Genomic DNA, 19312 nt, shown 5'->3' with positions numbered 1-19312 from the left:
AGCGAAAAGCCAAAAGGCGACTCGGCGAGCAGTGACAGTTCAAGCAGACCGTCATAAAACCATATTTTCATCAATAACTTAGCCAGAGCCAAAGTAAATAAGACTAGAAAAACTACAAAAAGTTTTGACAGTCCTTATCAAGAGCCTTAAAATGCTCATCTTCACACGGCTTGTATCGACAAGCAGCCTTAGCCGAGGTGGTGAAATTGGTAGACACGCTAGCTTCAGGTGCTAGTGGGGGCAACCCCGTGGAGGTTCAAGTCCTCTCCTCGGCACCATATTCTGACATTTCTACTTACAATTCAGTAAGTTAGAAAATCTAAAAATCTTTTTGACTCACGGGTGTGTGACACAGGTGCGTGACAGTGAGTCAAAGTAATCCATCCTACATCTATAAAAATCGACTTGGAATTTACTATTTCCAGTATCGTATTCCCAAGCAAATAAGGCTCAACAACCCTATACTAAAAAGGGTGTTTAGAAAGTCCCTTAGAACAAGAGAAAAAGGAGAAGCATTACGCTTATCCCGCAAATGGTGGTTAATGATGGATGACATAGCAAATCGGTATTTCAACGATGCTGAGGCATACGGAAAAGCAATGGAATTGCTAATGCGCTATGAACAGATTTCCAAACTGGATTGGAGTGAAGCGGAAAAGGTGTTGATGGAAATGGATGACTATGACGAACACCTGCTTTCAAAAGCCATTGAAATGAGGCTGGAAGAAAATAACATCCGTAGCAGCATTGCCGCTGAAAATGCCAGATACATACAAATCATCCAAACGCTACAAGGAAACGGGCAACAGCAACCCTACCCTATTCCACCTGAACCCACCTTTACCGAGGAAGAAAACCCCTACCTTGATGATATAATTGATAGGTGGCTTACAGTGAAAGCCGAAACCGCTAAACCATCCTCACTACAAGAATATGAAAACAAGGGGAAGATGTTTTCCCGCATCCTTACCGAATACAACGATGGTAAGAACCCCCGTATTGCTGAAATCAGCGGGACAATGATACGGAACTACAAGGATGTTTTAGCCCAACTGCCACCCAATCCAAACAAAGGCAGCAAAGTAGGTAAAAGCATCAAGGAATTGGTTGCACTGGTTAAAGCAGAGAAATTGAAACCTATCAGCCAATCCTCTGTATATAACACCTGTAAAATGGTTTCGGAGTTGTTCAAGTGGGCAGAGGATGAACAATACCCCGTAAAAGAGGGAACCAGAAAATTACTTGCCAACATAAAGAAGCCGAAGAAGCGTGATAGAAAGCAACGCATTCCTTTTACCCCTGAAAACCTACAATCCCTATTCCAATCTGAACAGTATCAGCAAGGCACTTTCAAGAGAGCAAGTGACTATTGGGTTCCCCTGCTTGGGCTATTTACAGGCGCAAGATTGGCTGAACTGGTTCAGTTGTACGTCAGTGACATATACAAGATGAACGATGTTTGGGTAATTGACATAAATGATAATGACGATAAGGAACTGAAAAGTGAGGAAGGCTCCCCACGCATAATACCCATACACCCTTACCTTATTGAATTGGGCTTTATCAAATATGTAAAGCACCAAGAAAAGAACAGAGTAGTAAAACTATTTCCATGTGAAAACCGCAATACCAGAGGCAAGTTTGGCGCATTCTCTAACAGGTTCCAGAACTATCGTAAGAAGGTTGATGTTGTTCCAGCCAATGATAAAACAATGCTGGATTTCCACTCATTCAGGCACTTAGTTAGAACATCACTGAAAGATAAATCCATAGCAGAGGATTTGATTGATGACATTATTGGGCATTCATCAAGCAACCGTTCTATTGGAAATAGCATCTACACCCATACCCAATTGATAAAACAGAAGCATAACGCAATCAGCAAATTGCGCTATGACATAGACTTATCAAAATTGGAGAACTGGAAGAACTGCCTATTTATCAGGCAACCATTCAGGGAGAAAGCAACAGCAAATCTACGGAAGCAATAAAAAGAAACCCACAACACCAGCAGATAACAAAGATAGAATTTCGGTGTTGTGGGTTCCAGATTTACCAGCACTGGATGCGGAAATATCCAGCACCAGCAAAACTCTTTACAGAAAAATACTCTTTACCCGTTCCCAATCACGCTGAACATCACTTTTTTTAGAAGTGCGATTAGATTTAGCCTCACTGACTAATTGTTCTATTTCTTGTTCAGCGGATATATCCTCTATGATACTTTCAATGTATCGCTTGCTACGTTCATTTTTGGTTTTACAAATTGACTGAACTTTCTTGATTACATCATCACCGGATTGCTTGATAAGCATATCCACAACATTCCGTTCAGCAGGTTCCAGATTGTCAAAAACATACCGTTCCTGTTCGCTGGTAAAGTTCATACTATGCATTTCAACGAAATTGGCTAAACGCTGAAGTTCTCCAGCAGTCAGTTTCATATACCATTCAGCAGAACCGGGAATTGCTTTCAATCGCTTTTCAACCTCAGCGAACAAAGCAGGGTTATTCTGTTTCAACTCTGATACGATTTTTATAGTCATTTTCTTTTCCACCACCTTTTATTTTTATTCTGTTCCTGTATATCACCAGCCAACCGCTGAATGATTCGCTTGCACTTCTGATTAAGCATTCTCACTTTCTGCTTTAACTCTGGATTACCAACATCTTTTGAGATTGAAAGCATCAACTGATATTCAGCAGGAGTGAACCTATCAATCATGCTTTCATAGTAATCATCAGGGGTAATCCCAACTGATTGAAGAAACAGAATGTAATCTTTGTATTCGGAATAGGTGTACCTTGAAACCAAAGCACCAGAATAGATTCTCTGGTTCAACTGTTTCAGTACATCATTCCTGATTTCTGGATTCAGCGATTCAATAGCAGAAATCATTCAGCCAACAACCCTTGTTCAATACGCTTGATGATTCTCAACATCAAATCACGAATTTTTGCGTTACCTGCATAGGAACCAAGCAATTGACGTTTCAACCATTTGCGGGATTCTTCGAGCCGATGTTCAGCAGTTGTTGAATCGTCGCGGAAGTTCTTAACCTCATTTATAAACAGTTCTACCGTTTCATCAATGCGGCTTGACTGATTGCGGTAATGCTCATTAACAGCATCCAAGATGCCTTTCATATCATCCATATTGATATTCACCACTACAGTTGTGCTAAAGCATCATCAATCAATGCAACATCACCAGCAGAAAGCAAAGGAATAGTTTGCTTGGCATTGGTAAGAACCTGAATCAATCTCCCATTAAGTTGTGTACCATCGTAGGAAGTCATAGCCGCAATCAAAGCAGCACCATCAGCAGGGTTTGTACCAAGAATGGATTTCAGTTCATTGGTAGCATCAGCAACACCACCAGCAGTTAAAGTAGTCATATGTTTATCCTCTTTGTTGATTAGAAATAGGCATACAACTATTTAGTCATTCTGATTCGCTGTGATTCAGAAACAGGGATTGAATCTCTGGTTTTTAGGATTCCAGCCAGTACACCAGCCAAACAAACCCCACAGACTCACCAGAACCACCTGAAACAGCGATTTCCTCACCAGATAGGCAAGGGTGAATCTCTGGTGCTGAAAGCCGCATATAGAGGTTCAATTCCTCACTGGTACAATAGATTGCCAAAAACAGAAGGTTATTGATTTTGAGGCTAAAACCAGCCTGTAAAATCAACAACTTGCAGAGGGTGAAATCAGGATATTGAAAAAGTGTATTAACTGGTGCTTTGGTATGGGTAAAACCTGAATTATTGACAATAGAATGCCATATTTTTGATTTCCCTTTACAAATCAAATAGATAAAAACGCTTGACATTCAGAGTAAAAAAGTGCTTGACAAGTGCCTATCTGGTGTGTATAATCAGGCATGTAGCCGCTTCAGGGAATATTATAAGTATTAATAAGATAATATGGATTTTGATTAGAAGGTTCCTACGGAACAAACCAGCCAAAGGCTGGTTTTCTCTAATCCCGTTTTCCTCACCTGCTTCTTGAAAAGGCTAAAATCAGCCAGATTTTGCTATTTGGTTTCCTCAGCACTAGAAGAATTGTATTACACCCAAAACAGGGGGTTGCTTTGTTTCAGCACCAGATAGAACCTGTAACCAATACCGTTCAGTAATGTTCTGGCAAAAGAAAAGGCTGATAAGGTGAATCAATCCTTACCAGCCTTTATAGTTTCAACATCCGTGTTATGACTGTCCGAAACAGAAAGCCAATACGTTAAAAAATATACATTAATTTTTAGGAGAACCGAAGCGAAGAACACAAACGGTTCATTACTATTTAGCATCAAACATTCTTCATAATTTGCCCAAGTTCATCAGGGTTGGTATCCACATATTCCATAGTGGTGCTGATACTCTCATGCCCCGCAATCACCTTAACCTTGTTCAGCGATATACCTTGATTCACCAGTTTGGTAATCAGTGTTCTTCTACCTGAATGGCTCGAACAGTCCTCAAATCCCCTACCAGCCTTATCAAACAGGTTCTTCAACAGTTTCACCATTGTATTTGCAGTGAAGAACGAGCCTTTCTGGGAACGGAACAGGGGTGAACCTGCATTGAACAAGGAACCGTCATTCTCTTTGCGGTAATCAACCCACTCTTGAAGAACCTTTCTCACCTTGGGATTGCTCAGAGGAACCATCCTGTGCTTTTCGCCTTTGGTGTAAGCCTGTAACAGTTGAAGTTCATCCTTGATGGTTCCATCTGTTTCCAGCACATCATTCAGTACCAGAGAAGCGATTTCCTTGCTTCTCAACCCGCACTTGAACGATAGGAACAGAATGGCTTTGTTCCTCAGTCCGTGATTACCGTTTTCAACATGCTTTATCAGTTGGTTGAACTTTGTATCAGTCAATGTTGCTGCTTTCTTGCTCATTTTTATTCCCTCAAAACATCATTATTCAGTAGATATTGAAGATTTTATGACATTTTAGAGAGAAAGCAAGGCTAAAACACGCTGGAAACCCCTTGAAATAGGGAAATGTCACATTTTCTACCTTTTATGACATTCAAGGGGTTCATTACCAAACTTCATTTTTATAAATACAAATGAGTAGTAATAAACCAACCCCTAACCAGAGGATTTAGACAGTGATTGAAGGCAAATACCGTGAATTGAAGGTTCTTAGAAGTTTCAGGATGTTCCCAAGTCATTTACGGGCATTGAAACAGATAGCCGCTGATAGGAACGTACCATTACAGAGAGTGCTTGAAGAAGCAATTGATACTTACCTGCATAGGCAGCACCAGAAAGCCGCTTAACAGCCATTAAAAAGCCTCTACACCCTTGCGGAAAGGTGTAGAGGCAACAAGGAATCCCAATGAAAAACATAAAAACATTGGAGTGAATAGCAAGGGTGCAAGTCGGTTGATTGGCAACACCCTTTTTACTATCTGGTAGTATTTATACACGGTTAAATATGGATGATTGATAATACCGAATGATTATCTATCTGCCATTGAAAAATACAATGAACTTTTTTCATTTTTTACCCCGCTACTTGTATAAATAGTTATAACTGAAGTAAAAACACAATCGCTTCTTTCAGTTGAAGCATTGATACGGTTAGCACCTGTAGATTCTGCCAAGTTTAACTTGTTGCCGATGGTAACAGGATACCGCTCCTACATTATGAAGTTGCCAAAGTAAGATAGGGGCAACGAAACACTATTGAAGTGTTGCTATAAATTTCTTACAGGATGGATTAACCAAAATCCGTGTTCCTTGAAAGTCGGTTGGATGGCTACAAGGAATTCCCGTTGTGCTTAATTGCGTAATCAGTGGGTAAAAGGAGATAGGACAACCCCCCTTACCAGTTGAAAGGCTGGTTCCACTATTCAACTATGTTCTATGGCTCCGTCCATCAGGAATGTATCTTTTTGACTTGCTAATCTCTATGGGGTTGGTACGTCTAAAAGATGCTGAACATATTTGCTCTGGTAGGGTAAATATGTTCTCTCACCATCCATCAGGATTAAACAAAGATTATTAAATCTTGCTTACGCAAGTTCGGCTGTTCCAGCCTCACAATTCAATCTTGTTTAATCTGGTTCTTGAAGATTGTTAATCAACAATAACCATCTACATAGCAACCCGTAGGAAAGCGTGTAAGCGTAGCGCACACGCTTTGAACCCATAACCATTAGTCAAACTGGTTCTACAGCCCCCTAAATAATACCAACAACGAGGAATAAACCTATGCTTTCACATTCATTTTTCAGAACCATCAATAAACTACTACCAAGCAACATCAAGGATGAAAATGTTGAAGTGCTTGAAATCCCAAAGAACAAGGCAGCATCCAAGCAAAATGAAATCCGTGATTTCGTAAAGCGAAATCAGAAAACCGTATTGATTGGCGTGAAATAAGGATTACCAGTTGAACAACCCACAGGATTACTTGACACCATCAGGCAAGTTGAAACGGTTTCAACGTAGCAATTACCAGATTGAATATGACGCCCGTTTCAACATTGCTTGTAATAGTGAAACCAAAACTCGTTTCAAGGCTTGCTGTTCATATCTTGATATGACTGAACAGGATACTTTGGATTTAATTTTGAAGGACTATATTCAGCGGGTTGTTGAATTCGCTGGTGAAAACTGTAATCCAGAATTGGACTTGGCTTTTATGGATGCGGGTAAGATGGTTCAGGAACCGCAACAGCAACCATCACCACTTTCCTGAATAGGTGGGCAAGGCACAGTGCCATAGGAACAGAATACGCAACAATCACCTTTCTTTGGTTTCACCTACATTGAAAGAATGATTAGCCGCACCAAAGTTGTAATGAAGGGTGCTTTTCACATTCAGGTGTTTAGTTGTGGATATGGTATTAGAAAAATCCCTTGCCATAACGAATACAGGATTAGAACCAGCAAGTTCCTTTGCGAAAGGAATAGTATCTTTCAGGTTCTTATTTACATCCCGTAATTGAATAGGTTTCTTTGGATTAGGCAGTTTGTCATCCAGCAGAGATAAATCACCATGCCATAAAGCAGAATACAATCTGCCTTGTGTGGTACGGATAAATTGCGGGATTACTCGTTCCTTGTGATTTACCAACTCAAAGAAAACCTCACTATCCCAATTCTTATTGAACACAGAACCAGAGATTTCCCTTGAACCAGTAGAACCCCTTGCGGGTTCCCTTACCTGTATGTGGTAGTGGATATGCTTTTTAGCATCCCCCCAATCGCCACCATACGCTTTCTGCGTATCGTAGAGAGTATCCCCCTCCTCAAACTGGCAAGCAGCAAGAGCATCAGCAAACGCTTTGGGCATTGCCCAAGAGAAACCGTTGAAGAAATCCATTCTTATGTCCGTTGTTTTTAGAGGGTTATAGATTACCAGAAAACGAAGTGTCCCATCTGTTTCCAGCACACCAGCATACAGGAACATCTATTGAGAACCGTTCTCAACAATCACGCTTGAAGTGTGTCACACAGGTGTGTGACACTAACGAAATCGGAGAGAAATAACCCGTTGAAACAATTAGATACAGAACATTGGTGCCAAGTCCTCTCCTCGGCACCATAAATCCAATTTTCTAGAAATCAATCGCTTAGACAAGCCTAATTAACTGCGTATTAAAGCGTTAATTGTCGCTAATCTTACCCTTCTTTCCTAAACTTTAATTCGCAATTGCCCTACTACTTTAGTTCTCTACGGGCTGCTAAAAGCTGCAAATGGAGTCATGAACAACTCCCCCGATTTTGCGAATATCTAGTTCAGAGCTCACCCGCTCGATGCGTCTCTAAACCCTGGTCGCCATTTCTCACTTTTAGATGTCACGAATATCGCTTAAGTATTGTTTCCAAGCCTTAGAACCAACAACAGAATCTAAAAACGGCGGTACCAATCAACGTTCCCAAGGCATAACCGAACACGCCCACCAGCACTCCTGGCATGACCAAGTCCTTCCAACCCTTGGCCACCGCCAGGGCCGGCGCCGTTGTCGCGCCCAACACCGCGGCATTGGAAGCGGTAATCAGCTCCGGTAGCGAGAATCCGAATAACGCCCCTAAACCGAAGGTTATCAAAGCATGAACGAACAACAGTATCAGCACCAACAAAACCAGTAAAGGGGCGATCTCGACCATCGCCATAACATCGGCGCCGGCGGCGATCGCCGCGAAAAAAACGAACGCCAACGGAATCGCCAGTTCGTATCCGCCATGCAGTTTTGCCATCTGCCGAGGAAACAGTGTCGCCGGCAACAGTGTTAACACGGTAATCAAGGCATAGCGCCAATCAGGCGCATGCAGCCACTCCGCCAAAGCGTCCGCTGTAGCCACGATCAATAACGCCAGCGCCAACGAAGCGGCCAAGGCTTCCGGACTACTCGAATGTTCCGGCCCATGCTCTCTTTCCGAATTATCGTGGTCTCTGGGCTGAAACCGGTTTGCCAGCCAGCGCCATCCCGGCAGCATGGCCAACAGGACCAAATACAAGGCGCTGAATAGATTGTCCGTCGCCGTCGCGGCGGCAAAGAACGAAGCGTCCTCGCGCAGGCCGGTAATCTCACCGAGCGCGGCATAGTTCACCGAACCGCCGATATAAGTCGACGAGAACAGTCCGGCAATCGCCGGTTCGCGCAAGGAAGGATCGATCGTCGCGCCGTTGGCCAGATTGGTCAGATCCAACAAAGTTATGGCGACGATCACGCCGCCGACCGTGCCGACGCAGGCTAGCAAAAAAGCCATAGTCGTCCTTGTGATTTCGAAAAAGATACGGCGCAGATCGGCCTTGAACAGAAACAAAGGTATCAAGACCGGAACGAAGTAAGAAAAAACGAAATCGTAGGCCGGCGCTTGATGAGGAAGCAAACCGGCATTTGCCGCGACAATCGCGCTGAGAATCACGACGACCGTGCCGGTCAGCTGAGCGCCCAGGCGCGTTCGCTCAGCCAGGAAGCCCAGGGCGGCGATCGAGAAAAGAACCGCCATGATCGCGATGTGATTGTCTGCTGCGATGAATGTAATCGACATGCTCCGGATTCTAAGCCCCTAAGATAAAAAGCTTAATGATTAGAAAACATGAACTGAACCGATAAAGCCTATCGATACCTTACATTATCATGGCTAGGCTTTTGCCAATTCACGGGGTATGGAATGCAAATCAATGCCCTTTTTCCGCTTTCATCCCGGCAAATTCCATTAGCATCTTCAACTCATCGGCGGTGAGTTCGTAGAAAGAATGCGGTTTGATTCGTTCCGGAAGCATGGCCGGCCCATAGCGGACACGCTTCAAACGGCTGACCTTGACGCTTTGCGATTCCCATAGCCTTCTAACCAGACGGTTGCGCCCTTCCTTGACCACAACATGAAACCATTTATTGGCGCCCTCGCCAGCATAAAACCGGATGTCGTCGAAATGCGCCTCGCCATCTTCCAACTCGACACCGGTTTTAAGGCGCTCGAGCATGTCGTCGCTGACTTCGCCAAGAATGCGCACGGCGTATTCCCGTTCGATTTCGGTGGAAGGGTGCATCAACAAATTGGCCAATTCGCCGTTATTGGTCACCAACAACAACCCGGAGGTGTTGATATCGAGACGCCCGACGGCGATCCAGCGCCCGACCGTCAATCGCGGCAATTGGGTGAAGACCACGGGGCGGCCCTCGGGATCGCGGCGGGAAACCACTTCCCCGACAGGTTTATGGTAAACCAGGACCCGAGTGGGCTGTTCGGTATATTTTTCCCATTTGACGACCCTCCCGTTCAACAGCAGATGATCACCTTCCCTCAAACGATAGCCATGAGTGACCTTTTCACCATTGACGGTAAACCGGCCTTCTTCGATCCAGCGTTCGATTTCGCGCCTCGAGCCCATGCCGCCGCGCGCCAACACCTTTTGGATGCGTTCGCCCGCATCAATTCTGCCTTTGTTAGTGGATGGTGTTGTTCTCGGGCGGGCTGATGTCGGCTTCTGCCTTGGAGAACGCTTCATCTGAGGTTGTTTCTGATTCTTTGTTTTCGGCTTCGGCCGTTGCTTCTTGTTTCTCACGTTCGGTTGGTTCTGTTGCTGCAAGGGGTTCGCCGTCCTGTTCGGAATCCCTGATTTCTTCCATGGTCGGCAGTTCATCTAATGACGATAAATTAAAATAATCCAGAAATTGTTTAGTGGTGCCGTACAAGGCCGGCCGGCCCGGAACTTCCTTGTGGGCAATGACGCGAATCCATTCCCTATCCAGTAAAGTTCTAACGATCTGAGAACTCACGCTGACACCGCGTATGTCCTCGATTTCGCCACGCGTAACCGGCTGCCGGTAGGCAATGATGGAAAGGGTTTCCAATAGCGCGCGTGAGTATTTCGGCGGTTTTTCCTCGAATAATCTGGAAATCCAGGGCGCCATCCCTTCCTTGACCTGAAAACGGTAACCGCTGGCCAGTTTTTTCAACCCCACCGGCCTATCGCTGTAATCTTCCATGATCGAATCGATCGCCGCCTGAATGTCCTTAAGGTCCGGTTGTTCCAATTCAGGAAAAACGTGTTGTATTTGCGTGACCGTCATGGTCCTATTGGCTGCAAATAAAATCGCTTCGACAATGCGCTTGGTGTTCACATCAAACTCTATCGGATTATTTTCGTGTTGCTCGTGCGGTTCCGGTTCGCTTTCCTGGATAGTGGCCGGTTCGGAGGACGGCTGACTGTTTTGTTGAACTACTGGCAGCGGTGTTTTTTTCTTTGGTTTCGGTTTGGGTTTCGGCCGGACGACGGCACTAACCTCAGGCTTGGGCTCTGCGTTGGATTCGGATGTCCTCGCAGGGACCGGATTGGAGGATATCGATGAGTCCTTCCTTGCTGAGTTCGAGGATGGCAAGAAACGAGACAACCACCCCGCTTTTTCCTTCGTGCCGGCTAAATAACGCTGAGAAAGGGAGGCTATCTGGCCGGTTAAGTTTTTCCAAAATGGCTGCCATTCGTTCACGGACTGATAAAGGCTCCTTGGTGATTTGATGGTGGCTGAGTTGTTCTGCTCTCTTGAGCACGTCTTGAAATGCCAGCAGCATTTCTTTTAATTGTACATCCGGTAAGACTTGCCGCACACTGATCGTCGATACATCGACGGCCGCATCAAACACATCCCGTTCGTTTCTGGGCAATTGATCGATTTGTTCCGCTACCTTTTTGATCGCTTCGTATTCCTGCAATTTACGGATCAAATAGGCGCGCGGATCGTCCTCCTCGTCTTCTTCCTCCGCCTGCCTGGGCAGCAACATTCTGGATTTTATTTCCGCCAATAATGCCGCCATGACCAAGTATTCCGCCGCCAACTCCAAACGCAAGGCGTCCATCATCTCGATATAGCGAATATATTGCTGCGTAATTTGGGCAATCGGAATATTGAGGATATCCATATTCTGTTTCCGAATCAAATATAGCAACAAATCCAGCGGCCCTTCGAAGGCATCCAGAAACACTTCCAGGGCATCGGGTGGAATGTAGAGATCCTCCGGCATGTCCTGATAGGGCATGCCCAAAACCTTGGCGAAAGGTTGCGGCTGTTCCGGCGTTTCCAGTTGTTGTTCAGTCAAGGCTACAGGCTTTTATTGCAAACTAAAGGCCAGCCAGGGCAAAAAATATCTGCTGGGCATAATACATCGGATAGGCAAGAATCATCCCCAAGCCCCCCGTCATTAGCAAAATCAACAGAATGAAAAAACCGTAACGTTCCAAACGGTTGTATTGCCAGGCCATCCTGTGGGAAAGAAATGCCGTGATAATGCGACTACCATCCAACGGCGGTATCGGTAGCAAGTTAATCAAGGCCAGTACCAGATTGATGGAAATACCGGCAATTCCCATGTAAATAAACGGAAGCGAGATAAATTCAACGTTTAACAACACCCCACACCTGGCCAGCAATGCCCATCCTATCGCCATAATCAGATTGGCCATCGGCCCAGCCAGCGCCACGAAAGCCATATCCTTGCGGGGGTTCTTGAAATAGCGGGGATCGACCGGCACCGGCTTGGCCCAGCCGAAAATGAACCCGGTGAACGTCAACAACAACAATCCCGGAATGACGATGGTGCCGAGCCAATCGATATGTTTAAGCGGATTCAGCGTCAACCTGCCTTGATAATAGGCCGTCTTGTCGCCAAATTGTTTCGCCACCCAACCGTGCGCGACCTCGTGCACGGTAATGGCGAAAATGACCGGTAAAATCCATACGACGATACGCTGGATCAAAGTAAGTTCATTCATCATAAGCTGATTTCCGGTGATGGTTAATCCAGCATTGGCGCCTGGCCGATACCCTGCCTGACGATTTCGAGCTGATTATTATCGCAGGCGATGATAGTCGTATCCTGGCTTTCGATAATGCCGGCATCGATGATCAAATCCACTTCCTTTTCCAAACGATCTCGAATTTCATAGGGATCGGTCATCGCGTCAGTCTTGCCCGGTAAGGACATGGTCGCGGTGATCAACGGCTCCCCCAATTCCTCTAATAACAACAAGGCGGTTTTATTATCGGGAACGCGAATACCGATGGTTTTCTTTCTCGGGTGCTGCAGGCGTCGCGGCACTTCTTTCGTTGCATCGAGAATAAACGTAAACGGCCCGGGCGTCAGGGTTTTGATCAAGCGGAATGCGTCGTTGCCAATCTTGGTGAAGTTGGAGACTTGGACTAAATCCTTGCAGGCCAACGTGAAATTATGTTTATCATCCAAACGACGAATACGCTTGATTCTATCCAACGCTTGCTTGTCGCCGATATGACAGGCAATGGCGTAGGAAGAGTCGGTTGGATAGACGATTACCCCACCTTGACGAATAATCTCAACCGTCTGATTGATTAATCGCAATTGCGGATTATCCGGATGTATTGCAAAAAACTGCGCCATGGTCGTCATTCAGAATTTAAAGCGTTTATTGTAACCTATCTTTCCGATTCTTTTTTCGCAACTTTATCGCGCAAATAAACCGGCATGGCCTGTTCCACCGCCACGGCTTCGCCATTAACATAGCCGTCGGCGCCCAGTTGAACGATCGCCGCCGCCCTGGGCAGCTTTTCCGCCTCCGTCGTTAGCAACAAAGAGCCCAAACGATTGGCCAGCTCCGCGCGATACACAGCCCATCCGGAACCGACGCCGGCGCCGGCGATTTCCGGGAAAGTCACCTTTACCGCGGGCGTCACCGCCTCCTGGCCCAGCAAACGGGCAAAACCTTGCTGGTCTTTCTGATAGACGCCCCAGAATATCTCTCCCATGCGCGCATCCATCGCGGTAAAAGAAATATTGATGGGATTATCGTTAAAAAAATCCTGGGCGATGGCCGCCAGCGTCGAGACCGGAACGACGGGCAAATCGGCGCCGAAGGCGATACCCTGAACGATGCCGGTGGCGATTCTGACGCCGGTAAAGGACCCCGGCCCGCAGCTGAACGCCAATGCATTTAATTGTTGCGGCAATAATTGCGCTTCGCTCATCAATTCGTCGATCATCGGCAAAATCAATTTGGTATGTTCGCGCGGCGCCAGAGCGAATTTTTCCCGTATTTCACCGTCGACATACAAAGCCGCCGAACAGGCCTCGGTCGACGTTTCCACTGCTAATAATTTCAAGCTTGCACCTTTGTTTGAAAAAATTGCCGCACCTCGGCAATATCCCGCGTCCGGCGCATGGCCGGCACGCTATCCAGAAACATTTGCCCATAAGCGCGTTTCAACAAACGGGGGTCGCACACCATCAACACGCCCCTGTCGTCGAAATCACGGATCAGACGACCGACTCCCTGACGCAGCGCGATCACGGCCGCCGGCAATTGAAACTCGAAAAAAGGGTTTCGCCCCTGCTGTTCCATCGCGTTCAATCGCGCCTTCAATACCGGGTCGCCGGGGGAAGCGAACGGCAGCTTGTCGATGATGACGCAGGACAGGCTGTCGCCGCGCACGTCGACCCCTTCCCAGAAGCTGGAAGTCGCTAACAAGACGGCGTTTCCCTTTTGTTTAAACTCTTCTAACAAAGCGGATTTGGAACCCTTCCCCTGCACCAGTAGCGGATATTCCAACCTGTCCTCCAATAATTCGGCCGCACGCTTCAAGGCGCGATGACTGGTAAAGAGAAAAAACGCCCGGCCTCGACTGGCCTGCAACACCGGCACCGCAAATTCGATGATCTTGTCGGTAAAATCGGGTTCGGCGGGTTTAGGTAAGCCCCGCGGATGATAAAACAACGATTGATTCGGATAATCGAACGGGCTCTCCCAAGACCTGGTGTCGGCCTCGTACAAACCGAGGTTTTTGCTGAAATGGACAAAGTTATTGGCGACGCTCAGCGTGGCGGACGTGAAGATCCAGGTCGCTTGATGATGCTGCATGAACGATTTGAATTCTTTGGCGATATCCAACGGGGTCCGGCTCAGCGTAAAGGTCTTGCTGTGCGTTTCATACCACTTGATCCATTCGCCATGCCTATCGTTAATGATGCTGTCCAGCTGTGCTTCGTAAGCTTCCGCCCGCTCGAAGCAGGACTCCAACCCCTTACTGCGCACCGAGGCGATTTCTAACTGATCGGTCAAGCGTTGCAGCTGTTCATGCAATGTATTCAATGCCCCGGAGATTTTCGGATTGTCTTCGATCTCCTTCCATTCGCCGCGGCGCAGTTCGAGTCCGAAAGCCAAACGCAAATCCTTGACATCGAATTGCAGATCCTCGCAGGCTTGGCGTAGCTCCGGCATATCCTTGGCATCGCTGAGATATTCGTTCAGGGTATCGGTGGCTAGATCGTTCAGTTGCTTGGCGCTCAAGGTTACGCCGAGAAAATTGGAGGCGATTTCGGCCAATTGATGGGCCTCGTCGATAATCACCACCTCGACAGTCGGCAATAACTCGCCGAAACCGGTTTCCCGTATCGACCAATCGGCACACAGTAAATGATGATTGACGACGATGACATCCGATTCCTGCGCTCTTTTACGCGCCTTAACCAGAAAACAATCGGCATAATCGGGGCAATCCTGGCCCAGGCAATTATCCACCGTCGAGGTCGCATTAAACCATACCGGGTCCCCCTCCTTGACGTCACTGATTTCGGAAATATCGCCGACTTTGGTGCGTTTCGCCCAGGCATCGATTTTGGCCAACGCCTGCGCATCCTCCTTGTTGTGGCCAAATGAAGAATTGAGCGACACATCCAGACGGTAACTACACAAATAATTGGCCCGGCCTTTCAGTAAGGCGGCTTTGAACGGCGTGGTTTTCAACGCCTTGCGGATCAACGGCAAATCCTTGTTGAACAATTGATCCTGAAGATTCTTGGTGCCGGTCGAAATAATGACTTTTTTGCCGGACAGAATCGCGGGTATCAAATAGGCAAAGGTTTTACCCGTACCCGTGCCCGCCTCGGCGATTAAATTCCGTTCTTCGGCGATCGCCCGCCGGATGGCTTCGGCCATGTCTATCTGGGCCGCTCGCGGCCTGTATCCGGAAATGACGGCAGCTAACGCGCCATCATCGCCGAATATTGTGTCGAGTTCAGTCACTGCATGCGGTAAACATCAAAATCGGAGTAGCCTACCACGACAGATTTTTTGGTCAAGGATTGCCGAAGCTTTGCGCTTTAATTTGCGCCTCCTTGGCGCCTTGATAATTTTGCTGCCGCCTGCGCGCTTCGCAGATCAACAACCAGCTTTTTCTTTTCAATGCGCCATCGCCGGCCGCGAGTAGCGCCGCTTTTTTCGCCAAATCTTCGGCGAGTCGCGGTTTTTCTTGCTTAAGTCGCAATGCGGCCAATTTATAGGTCAAGGTTGGATTCCTCGGATCGATGCGCAATGCGCGTTCCAACACCGCAACCGCGGAATCCAAATCGCCGGCCCGCTGGTTGCGGTCAGATTCGCTCATCAGCGCAATCACGGCAGGCGACTGAGGGCGAGGCGGAACGGAAACGTTTTCTTTGGGAAGCGGCTCTAGTTCCTGAGTTCCAAGATCCTGCGACGTTGCCGAAGGGGAAGAACCGGGTTGCGATAAGCTTGTATCAGGATAAGTACGCGCCAATTCGTCTTCATAAGGATTGGTGACTTGCCCGCCATAAACCGGTGCAGGCGGCTGATAACCATAAAATTCACTGCAGCCCACCTGCAGAATGAGAAATGGCATAGCTGTGACGAGTTTGTATATTTTCATTCGAATAAAAACTAAACAACCACCCGCTCAAGCGGGTGGGTTCCAATAACGGACTGAAAGTCCGGATACGCGTCGACTAAACGACGCGTCTTAGTCGGGCTCCATCTTGAAATTATCGTTTGGATTAGGTTCAAAGTGATGCTCCAAATATTGCTTTATCATCTCATCAGTCATTTGCCCCACTGTGGCGCAAAAATAACCGCGGGCCCAAAAATGTCGACCCCAATATCGCTTTTTCAAGTGCGGGAACTCTTCGAACAGATAGCTCGAAGTTCGTCCCTTGATTCGCCTCATGATTTCGCTTGGGGCCATAGTCGGCGGCGCACTCACCAAAATGTGCACATGATCTTTGCTCACGACACCTTTGATAATCCGTATCTCAAAGGCTTCGCATGTCTGCCGCACCAAGTCTCTCACTCGTTCGGCTATTTCATCCTTCAGCACTTTATAACGATACTTCGTAACCCAAACAAAATGATACTCAATTTGGTAAACCGTATGGCTGCCGTATCTATAGTCCATCGCCACCTCCTTGGGCAAATTATCGCAGCTAAAGCTGACCGGCTAAAGCCGGTGGTTTAAACCTTATGATGGATACTAAACAACCACCCGCTCAAGCGGGTGGGTTCCAATAACGGACTGAAAGTCCGGATACGCGTCGACTAAACGACGCGTCTTAGTCGGGCTCCATCTTGAAATTATCGTTTGGATTAGGTTCAAAGTGATGCTCCAAATATTGCTTTATCATCTCATCAGTCATTTGCCCCACTGTGGCGCAAAAATAACCGCGGGCTCAAAAATGTCGACCCCAATATCGCTTTTTCAAGTGCGGGAACTCTTCGAACAGATAGCTCGAAGTTCGTCCCTTGATTCGCCTCATGATTTCGCTTGGGGCCATAGTCGGCGGCGCACTCACCAAAATGTGCACATGATCTTTGCTCACGACACCTTTGATAATCCGTATCTCAAAGGCTTCGCATGTCTGCCGCACCAAGTCTCTCACTCGTTCGGCTATTTCATCCTTCAGCACTTTATAACGATACTTCGTAACCCAAACAAAATGATACTCAATTTGGTAAACCGTATGGCTGCCGTATCTATAGTCCATCGCCACCTCCTTGGGCAAATTATCGCAGCTAAAGCTGACCGGCTAAAGCCGGTGGTTTAAACCTTATGATGGATAATTAAGGGAATGCAACCGCCTTCCTCTATACACAAGCAACAAATCTATAAAGCCTTTCCTAGTCTTGCCGCATGGCGCTCCCGATTTTCCATTCTTTTCTGTTCGCTTTTACGCAACAAGACATAAATCGCCGCGCTACCGCCATGATGTTTTAAGGCGGTGTGGAATACCTGGACTGTTTTCAATTCAGGCAACCATTGCGCTAAATAGCTTTTCAATAAGATCCCGCTGCCGCCGTGACCGAAAAAAATCAAGACACTGCGAATATTCATTTCTTCGCAATCATCGACAAACTGCATCAGTTCGCCACGCGCCTGTTGTGGAGTTTTGCGATTTAGATTCAACGTAGCTTCCTGGGGATATTTGCCGGTGCGTAAATTCTTGCTCACACCGATCTGAATGCCGTCACGTTTAAAACTCAACCAGTCATCCGCGGACAGTTTTTTTCTAAGCACCAACGACAAAGGATATCTTTCCTCCCGCCCCTCGATTTCAGCTTTTTCCCGCCTGTATTGCAAACCCGGCTCATCGCTCAAAGGCTGTTTCAATAATACCCTATCAGCCGTGACCATTGGCTTAACATCCGCCATTTCTTTGGCAAACAAATCCGCTTCATGATTCGACATTGAGGTTTTCATGGCACTCACGCTGACAGCTAACAAAGAAAATATTAAACAAGACAGCAAATAACCCTGGCAAGTTTCCAAGCTTAATCAGTTATTTTTTATCCGGTTTTAGCAAAGAGAGAGCGATTTCACATTTCCCGTAAAACGATTGGCAATTTGTACCAAAGTACAATAGCTTTTTCCATGAACCAACGTTAATTTGGAACCGAAACTTTATTAAAGTGACCGGAGATATAACATGAACGAAGCGAACCACAATGACATCGATTATGAGCACATGGACGATCTTCCGCTAGCGGATCACATTGAATGGAGCGAATACCCCGAAGAAGAAATTATGACTTACGATTTCGATTTTGATTCAGATGATTTTCTTACCGCTTAAAGCAACGGCATTTGCACCGTAATAGTTGCCTGCAACCTAACCACCGCCACGCGGAACCATCAATTAACGAAGCAAATTTACTGTGCAATGCCAATCAAGTCACCAAGGCAGCGACGTTCCGTCGTATTTCAAAAAACTGCCGGTTGCGGACAACGAAAAACCATCGATTTGCTGAATCATGCCGGCAACGCTGGTTTCGGCATCGATTAAAGCGTTAGCCCCTCCCATGTCGGTTTTCACCCAGCCAGGGTGAAAGATCAAGACGCCAATCCCCGAACTTCCCAAATCCACTGCCAAGGATTTCATCGCCGCATTCAAGGCTGCCTTACTGGAACGGTACAGAATACTACCGCCGCTCGAATTATCGGCGATACTACCCATCTGGCTACTGACGGCGGCGATTAATGGCTTGTTAGCACGCTGCAGATGAGAAGTAAATGCTTCCGCAACCTTCACCACCCCCAGCACGTTGGTTTCCAGGGTGTTGCGCCAGGCCTCATAATTCAAATTTCCGAAGCCATGACGACTGGAATCGCCATAAACTCCGGTATTGGCGATCAAAACATCAATCGGCACATCAGACAATTGATTTGCCAACTGATCTATATCGGTATGATGGGTGACATCCATTTTATGAACATGAACCCGTGAATTTTGCTCGGCGAGTTTGTTCAATTGCCGCGCCTGCTCGGGGTGCCGGCAACAAGCCAGCACGGTCCACCCCGCTTGGGCATATTGTCTGCAAAACTCCAAACCCAACCCGCGATTTGCGCCGGTAATTAACACTGTACTCATCTTTCCTCCCTTATCTCAACGAACATAGCCATAGTATCTATTATAACTGCGGGTGATTAAATTAGGCTTTAGTCCGGAAAAGGGGCGTGCCGAAGGAGCCGTTAGATTGAGCCTGGTTTAGTAAAAAGCATCCTTTATCCATAAGCCCTTCATTC

25 protein-coding genes, 1 tRNA gene and 1 pseudogene are annotated in these 19312 nt (G+C 46.8%); 5 read left to right on the top strand and 22 right to left on the bottom strand.

The annotated features are described in order from the left end of the window. Positions 1-191: 191 nt before the first annotated feature. A tRNA-Leu gene (locus tag EP25_RS0100970) sits at positions 192-278 on the top strand. An 87-nt stretch (positions 279-365) separates the two neighbouring features. Continuing rightward, positions 366-1991 carry a site-specific integrase gene (locus EP25_RS0100965; protein WP_152555568.1) on the top strand — a complete coding sequence of 542 codons (1626 nt, stop codon included), beginning with the start codon at positions 366-368 and terminating at the stop codon, positions 1989-1991. Positions 1992-2096: 105 nt separating this feature from the next. Here the strand turns inward: EP25_RS0100965 and EP25_RS0100960 are convergent, their stop codons facing one another. The 7 genes from EP25_RS0100960 to EP25_RS23365 all read right to left on the bottom strand — a co-directional run bounded on the left by EP25_RS0100960 (position 2097) and on the right by EP25_RS23365 (position 5620). Next, positions 2097-2546, bottom strand: a complete 450-nt coding sequence (locus EP25_RS0100960) for a hypothetical protein (RefSeq protein WP_031432182.1) — start codon at positions 2544-2546, stop codon at positions 2097-2099. Continuing rightward, entirely contained in the window at positions 2543-2899 is a 357-nt protein-coding gene (locus EP25_RS0100955) for a hypothetical protein (RefSeq protein WP_031432181.1), read from the bottom strand. Before EP25_RS0100955 ends, EP25_RS0100960 begins: the two co-directional genes overlap by 4 nt. Continuing rightward, positions 2896-3156, bottom strand: coding sequence for a hypothetical protein (locus tag EP25_RS0100950; protein ID WP_152555567.1), 261 nt, complete (start codon positions 3154-3156; stop codon positions 2896-2898). The genes EP25_RS0100955 and EP25_RS0100950 overlap by 4 nt, the downstream gene beginning before the upstream one ends. 14 nt (positions 3157-3170) lie before the next feature. Then, positions 3171-3398: a hypothetical protein gene (locus tag EP25_RS0100945; RefSeq protein WP_031432179.1), complete on the bottom strand. Its 228-nt coding sequence runs from the start codon at positions 3396-3398 to the stop codon at positions 3171-3173. Between the two features lie 94 nt (positions 3399-3492). After that, positions 3493-3837 carry a hypothetical protein gene (locus EP25_RS0100940; RefSeq protein ID WP_031432178.1) on the bottom strand — a complete coding sequence of 115 codons (345 nt, stop codon included), beginning with the start codon at positions 3835-3837 and terminating at the stop codon, positions 3493-3495. Between the two features lie 476 nt (positions 3838-4313). Continuing rightward, on the bottom strand, positions 4314-4907 hold the full coding sequence (locus EP25_RS0100935) for a tyrosine-type recombinase/integrase (RefSeq protein WP_031432177.1): 594 nt from the start codon (positions 4905-4907) through the stop codon (positions 4314-4316). Positions 4908-5476: 569 nt separating this feature from the next. Next, complete coding sequence (locus EP25_RS23365) at positions 5477-5620, bottom strand: hypothetical protein (protein WP_160172676.1); 144 nt, start codon at positions 5618-5620, stop codon at positions 5477-5479. 610 nt (positions 5621-6230) lie between these two features. Between EP25_RS23365 and EP25_RS23360 the strand changes: the two genes are divergently transcribed. Together EP25_RS23360 and EP25_RS23355 are read left to right on the top strand one after the other, a co-directional pair. Continuing rightward, a complete protein-coding gene (locus EP25_RS23360) occupies positions 6231-6401 on the top strand; it encodes a hypothetical protein (RefSeq protein WP_160172675.1) in 171 nt (56 codons plus the stop codon). 10 nt (positions 6402-6411) lie between these two features. Then, entirely contained in the window at positions 6412-6720 is a 309-nt protein-coding gene (locus EP25_RS23355; RefSeq protein WP_031432176.1) for a hypothetical protein, read from the top strand. Here EP25_RS23355 and EP25_RS24105 read toward each other — a convergent pair. The 14 genes and pseudogenes from EP25_RS24105 to smrA all read right to left on the bottom strand — a co-directional run bounded on the left by EP25_RS24105 (position 6684) and on the right by smrA (position 17977). After that, complete coding sequence (locus EP25_RS24105) at positions 6684-6785, bottom strand: GDCCVxC domain-containing (seleno)protein (protein WP_327036906.1); 102 nt, start codon at positions 6783-6785, stop codon at positions 6684-6686. The genes EP25_RS23355 and EP25_RS24105 overlap by 37 nt on opposite strands. After that, the gene (locus EP25_RS0100920) at positions 6766-7347 is read right to left on the bottom strand and encodes a hypothetical protein (protein ID WP_152555566.1); all 582 of its coding nucleotides are present in this window, start codon (positions 7345-7347) and stop codon (positions 6766-6768) included. Before EP25_RS0100920 ends, EP25_RS24105 begins: the two co-directional genes overlap by 20 nt. 509 nt (positions 7348-7856) lie before the next feature. Continuing rightward, on the bottom strand, positions 7857-8981 hold the full coding sequence (locus tag EP25_RS0100915; protein WP_235185797.1) for a DUF819 family protein: 1125 nt from the start codon (positions 8979-8981) through the stop codon (positions 7857-7859). 172 nt (positions 8982-9153) lie between these two features. After that, on the bottom strand, positions 9154-9984 hold the full coding sequence (locus EP25_RS0100910) for a pseudouridine synthase (RefSeq protein ID WP_084190910.1): 831 nt from the start codon (positions 9982-9984) through the stop codon (positions 9154-9156). After that, a complete protein-coding gene (scpB, locus tag EP25_RS0100905; protein WP_031432172.1) occupies positions 9923-10600 on the bottom strand; it encodes an SMC-Scp complex subunit ScpB in 678 nt (225 codons plus the stop codon). Before scpB ends, EP25_RS0100910 begins: the two co-directional genes overlap by 62 nt. Positions 10601-10763: 163 nt before the next feature. Beyond that, entirely contained in the window at positions 10764-11513 is a 750-nt protein-coding gene (locus EP25_RS0100900; protein ID WP_051906972.1) for a segregation and condensation protein A, read from the bottom strand. An 82-nt stretch (positions 11514-11595) separates the two neighbouring features. After that, positions 11596-12249 carry a site-2 protease family protein gene (locus EP25_RS0100895; protein ID WP_031432170.1) on the bottom strand — a complete coding sequence of 218 codons (654 nt, stop codon included), beginning with the start codon at positions 12247-12249 and terminating at the stop codon, positions 11596-11598. A gap of 20 nt (positions 12250-12269) precedes the next feature. Further along, on the bottom strand, positions 12270-12890 hold the full coding sequence (locus tag EP25_RS0100890) for an L-threonylcarbamoyladenylate synthase (RefSeq protein ID WP_031432169.1): 621 nt from the start codon (positions 12888-12890) through the stop codon (positions 12270-12272). A gap of 35 nt (positions 12891-12925) precedes the next feature. Continuing rightward, complete coding sequence (gene tsaB, locus EP25_RS0100885; RefSeq protein WP_031432168.1) at positions 12926-13609, bottom strand: tRNA (adenosine(37)-N6)-threonylcarbamoyltransferase complex dimerization subunit type 1 TsaB; 684 nt, start codon at positions 13607-13609, stop codon at positions 12926-12928. Further along, on the bottom strand, positions 13606-15528 hold the full coding sequence (locus EP25_RS0100880; protein ID WP_031432167.1) for an ATP-dependent DNA helicase: 1923 nt from the start codon (positions 15526-15528) through the stop codon (positions 13606-13608). The genes tsaB and EP25_RS0100880 overlap by 4 nt, the downstream gene beginning before the upstream one ends. 52 nt (positions 15529-15580) lie before the next feature. Further along, a complete protein-coding gene (locus tag EP25_RS23180) occupies positions 15581-16141 on the bottom strand; it encodes a tetratricopeptide repeat protein (protein ID WP_235185796.1) in 561 nt (186 codons plus the stop codon). A gap of 117 nt (positions 16142-16258) precedes the next feature. After that, positions 16259-16690, bottom strand: coding sequence for an IS200/IS605 family transposase (tnpA, locus tag EP25_RS0100870; protein WP_031432165.1), 432 nt, complete (start codon positions 16688-16690; stop codon positions 16259-16261). A 154-nt stretch (positions 16691-16844) separates the two neighbouring features. After that, a pseudogene (tnpA, locus tag EP25_RS21600) lies at positions 16845-17276 on the bottom strand (IS200/IS605 family transposase). A gap of 119 nt (positions 17277-17395) precedes the next feature. Beyond that, the gene (smrA, locus tag EP25_RS0100860; protein WP_031432164.1) at positions 17396-17977 is read right to left on the bottom strand and encodes a DNA endonuclease SmrA; all 582 of its coding nucleotides are present in this window, start codon (positions 17975-17977) and stop codon (positions 17396-17398) included. 238 nt (positions 17978-18215) lie between these two features. Here smrA and EP25_RS23350 point away from each other — a divergent pair, with 238 nt between their 5' ends. Next, a complete protein-coding gene (locus tag EP25_RS23350; RefSeq protein ID WP_160172674.1) occupies positions 18216-18362 on the top strand; it encodes a hypothetical protein in 147 nt (48 codons plus the stop codon). A gap of 99 nt (positions 18363-18461) precedes the next feature. Here the strand turns inward: EP25_RS23350 and EP25_RS0100850 are convergent, their stop codons facing one another. Beyond that, positions 18462-19157, bottom strand: a complete 696-nt coding sequence (locus EP25_RS0100850) for an SDR family oxidoreductase (protein WP_031432163.1) — start codon at positions 19155-19157, stop codon at positions 18462-18464. Between the last annotated feature and the right edge of the window lie 155 nt (positions 19158-19312).

This window comes from Methylomarinum vadi, assembly GCF_000733935.1.
Classification (GTDB): domain Bacteria; phylum Pseudomonadota; class Gammaproteobacteria; order Methylococcales; family Methylomonadaceae; genus Methylomarinum; species Methylomarinum vadi.
Note: the sequence above shows the minus strand (reverse complement) of the source record. Positions and strands in the feature narration are given on the sequence as shown.

Excerpts from the sequence above, each read along its gene's own strand:
- EP25_RS0100960 (WP_031432182.1), bottom strand. The coding sequence starts at position 2,546 with ATGACTATAAAAATCGTATCAGAGTTGAAACAGAATAACCCTGCTTTG.
- EP25_RS0100955 (WP_031432181.1), bottom strand. The coding sequence starts at position 2,899 with ATGATTTCTGCTATTGAATCGCTGAATCCAGAAATCAGGAATGATGTA.
- EP25_RS0100950 (WP_152555567.1), bottom strand. The coding sequence starts at position 3,156 with ATGGATGATATGAAAGGCATCTTGGATGCTGTTAATGAGCATTACCGC.
- EP25_RS0100945 (WP_031432179.1), bottom strand. The coding sequence starts at position 3,398 with ATGACTACTTTAACTGCTGGTGGTGTTGCTGATGCTACCAATGAACTG.
- EP25_RS0100940 (WP_031432178.1), bottom strand. The coding sequence starts at position 3,837 with ATGTCAAGCGTTTTTATCTATTTGATTTGTAAAGGGAAATCAAAAATA.
- EP25_RS0100935 (WP_031432177.1), bottom strand. The coding sequence starts at position 4,907 with ATGAGCAAGAAAGCAGCAACATTGACTGATACAAAGTTCAACCAACTG.
- EP25_RS23360 (WP_160172675.1), top strand. The coding sequence starts at position 6,231 with ATGCTTTCACATTCATTTTTCAGAACCATCAATAAACTACTACCAAGC.
- EP25_RS0100920 (WP_152555566.1), bottom strand. The coding sequence starts at position 7,347 with ATGGATTTCTTCAACGGTTTCTCTTGGGCAATGCCCAAAGCGTTTGCT.
- EP25_RS0100915 (WP_235185797.1), bottom strand. The coding sequence starts at position 8,981 with ATGGCGGTTCTTTTCTCGATCGCCGCCCTGGGCTTCCTGGCTGAGCGA.
- EP25_RS0100910 (WP_084190910.1), bottom strand. The coding sequence starts at position 9,984 with ATGAAGCGTTCTCCAAGGCAGAAGCCGACATCAGCCCGCCCGAGAACA.
- EP25_RS0100900 (WP_051906972.1), bottom strand. The coding sequence starts at position 11,513 with ATGCCCTATCAGGACATGCCGGAGGATCTCTACATTCCACCCGATGCC.
- EP25_RS0100895 (WP_031432170.1), bottom strand. The coding sequence starts at position 12,249 with ATGATGAATGAACTTACTTTGATCCAGCGTATCGTCGTATGGATTTTA.
- EP25_RS0100890 (WP_031432169.1), bottom strand. The coding sequence starts at position 12,890 with ATGGCGCAGTTTTTTGCAATACATCCGGATAATCCGCAATTGCGATTA.
- EP25_RS23180 (WP_235185796.1), bottom strand. The coding sequence starts at position 16,141 with ATGCCATTTCTCATTCTGCAGGTGGGCTGCAGTGAATTTTATGGTTAT.
- tnpA (WP_031432165.1), bottom strand. The coding sequence starts at position 16,690 with ATGGACTATAGATACGGCAGCCATACGGTTTACCAAATTGAGTATCAT.
- smrA (WP_031432164.1), bottom strand. The coding sequence starts at position 17,977 with ATGTCGAATCATGAAGCGGATTTGTTTGCCAAAGAAATGGCGGATGTT.
- EP25_RS23350 (WP_160172674.1), top strand. The coding sequence starts at position 18,216 with ATGAACGAAGCGAACCACAATGACATCGATTATGAGCACATGGACGAT.
- EP25_RS0100850 (WP_031432163.1), bottom strand. The coding sequence starts at position 19,157 with ATGAGTACAGTGTTAATTACCGGCGCAAATCGCGGGTTGGGTTTGGAG.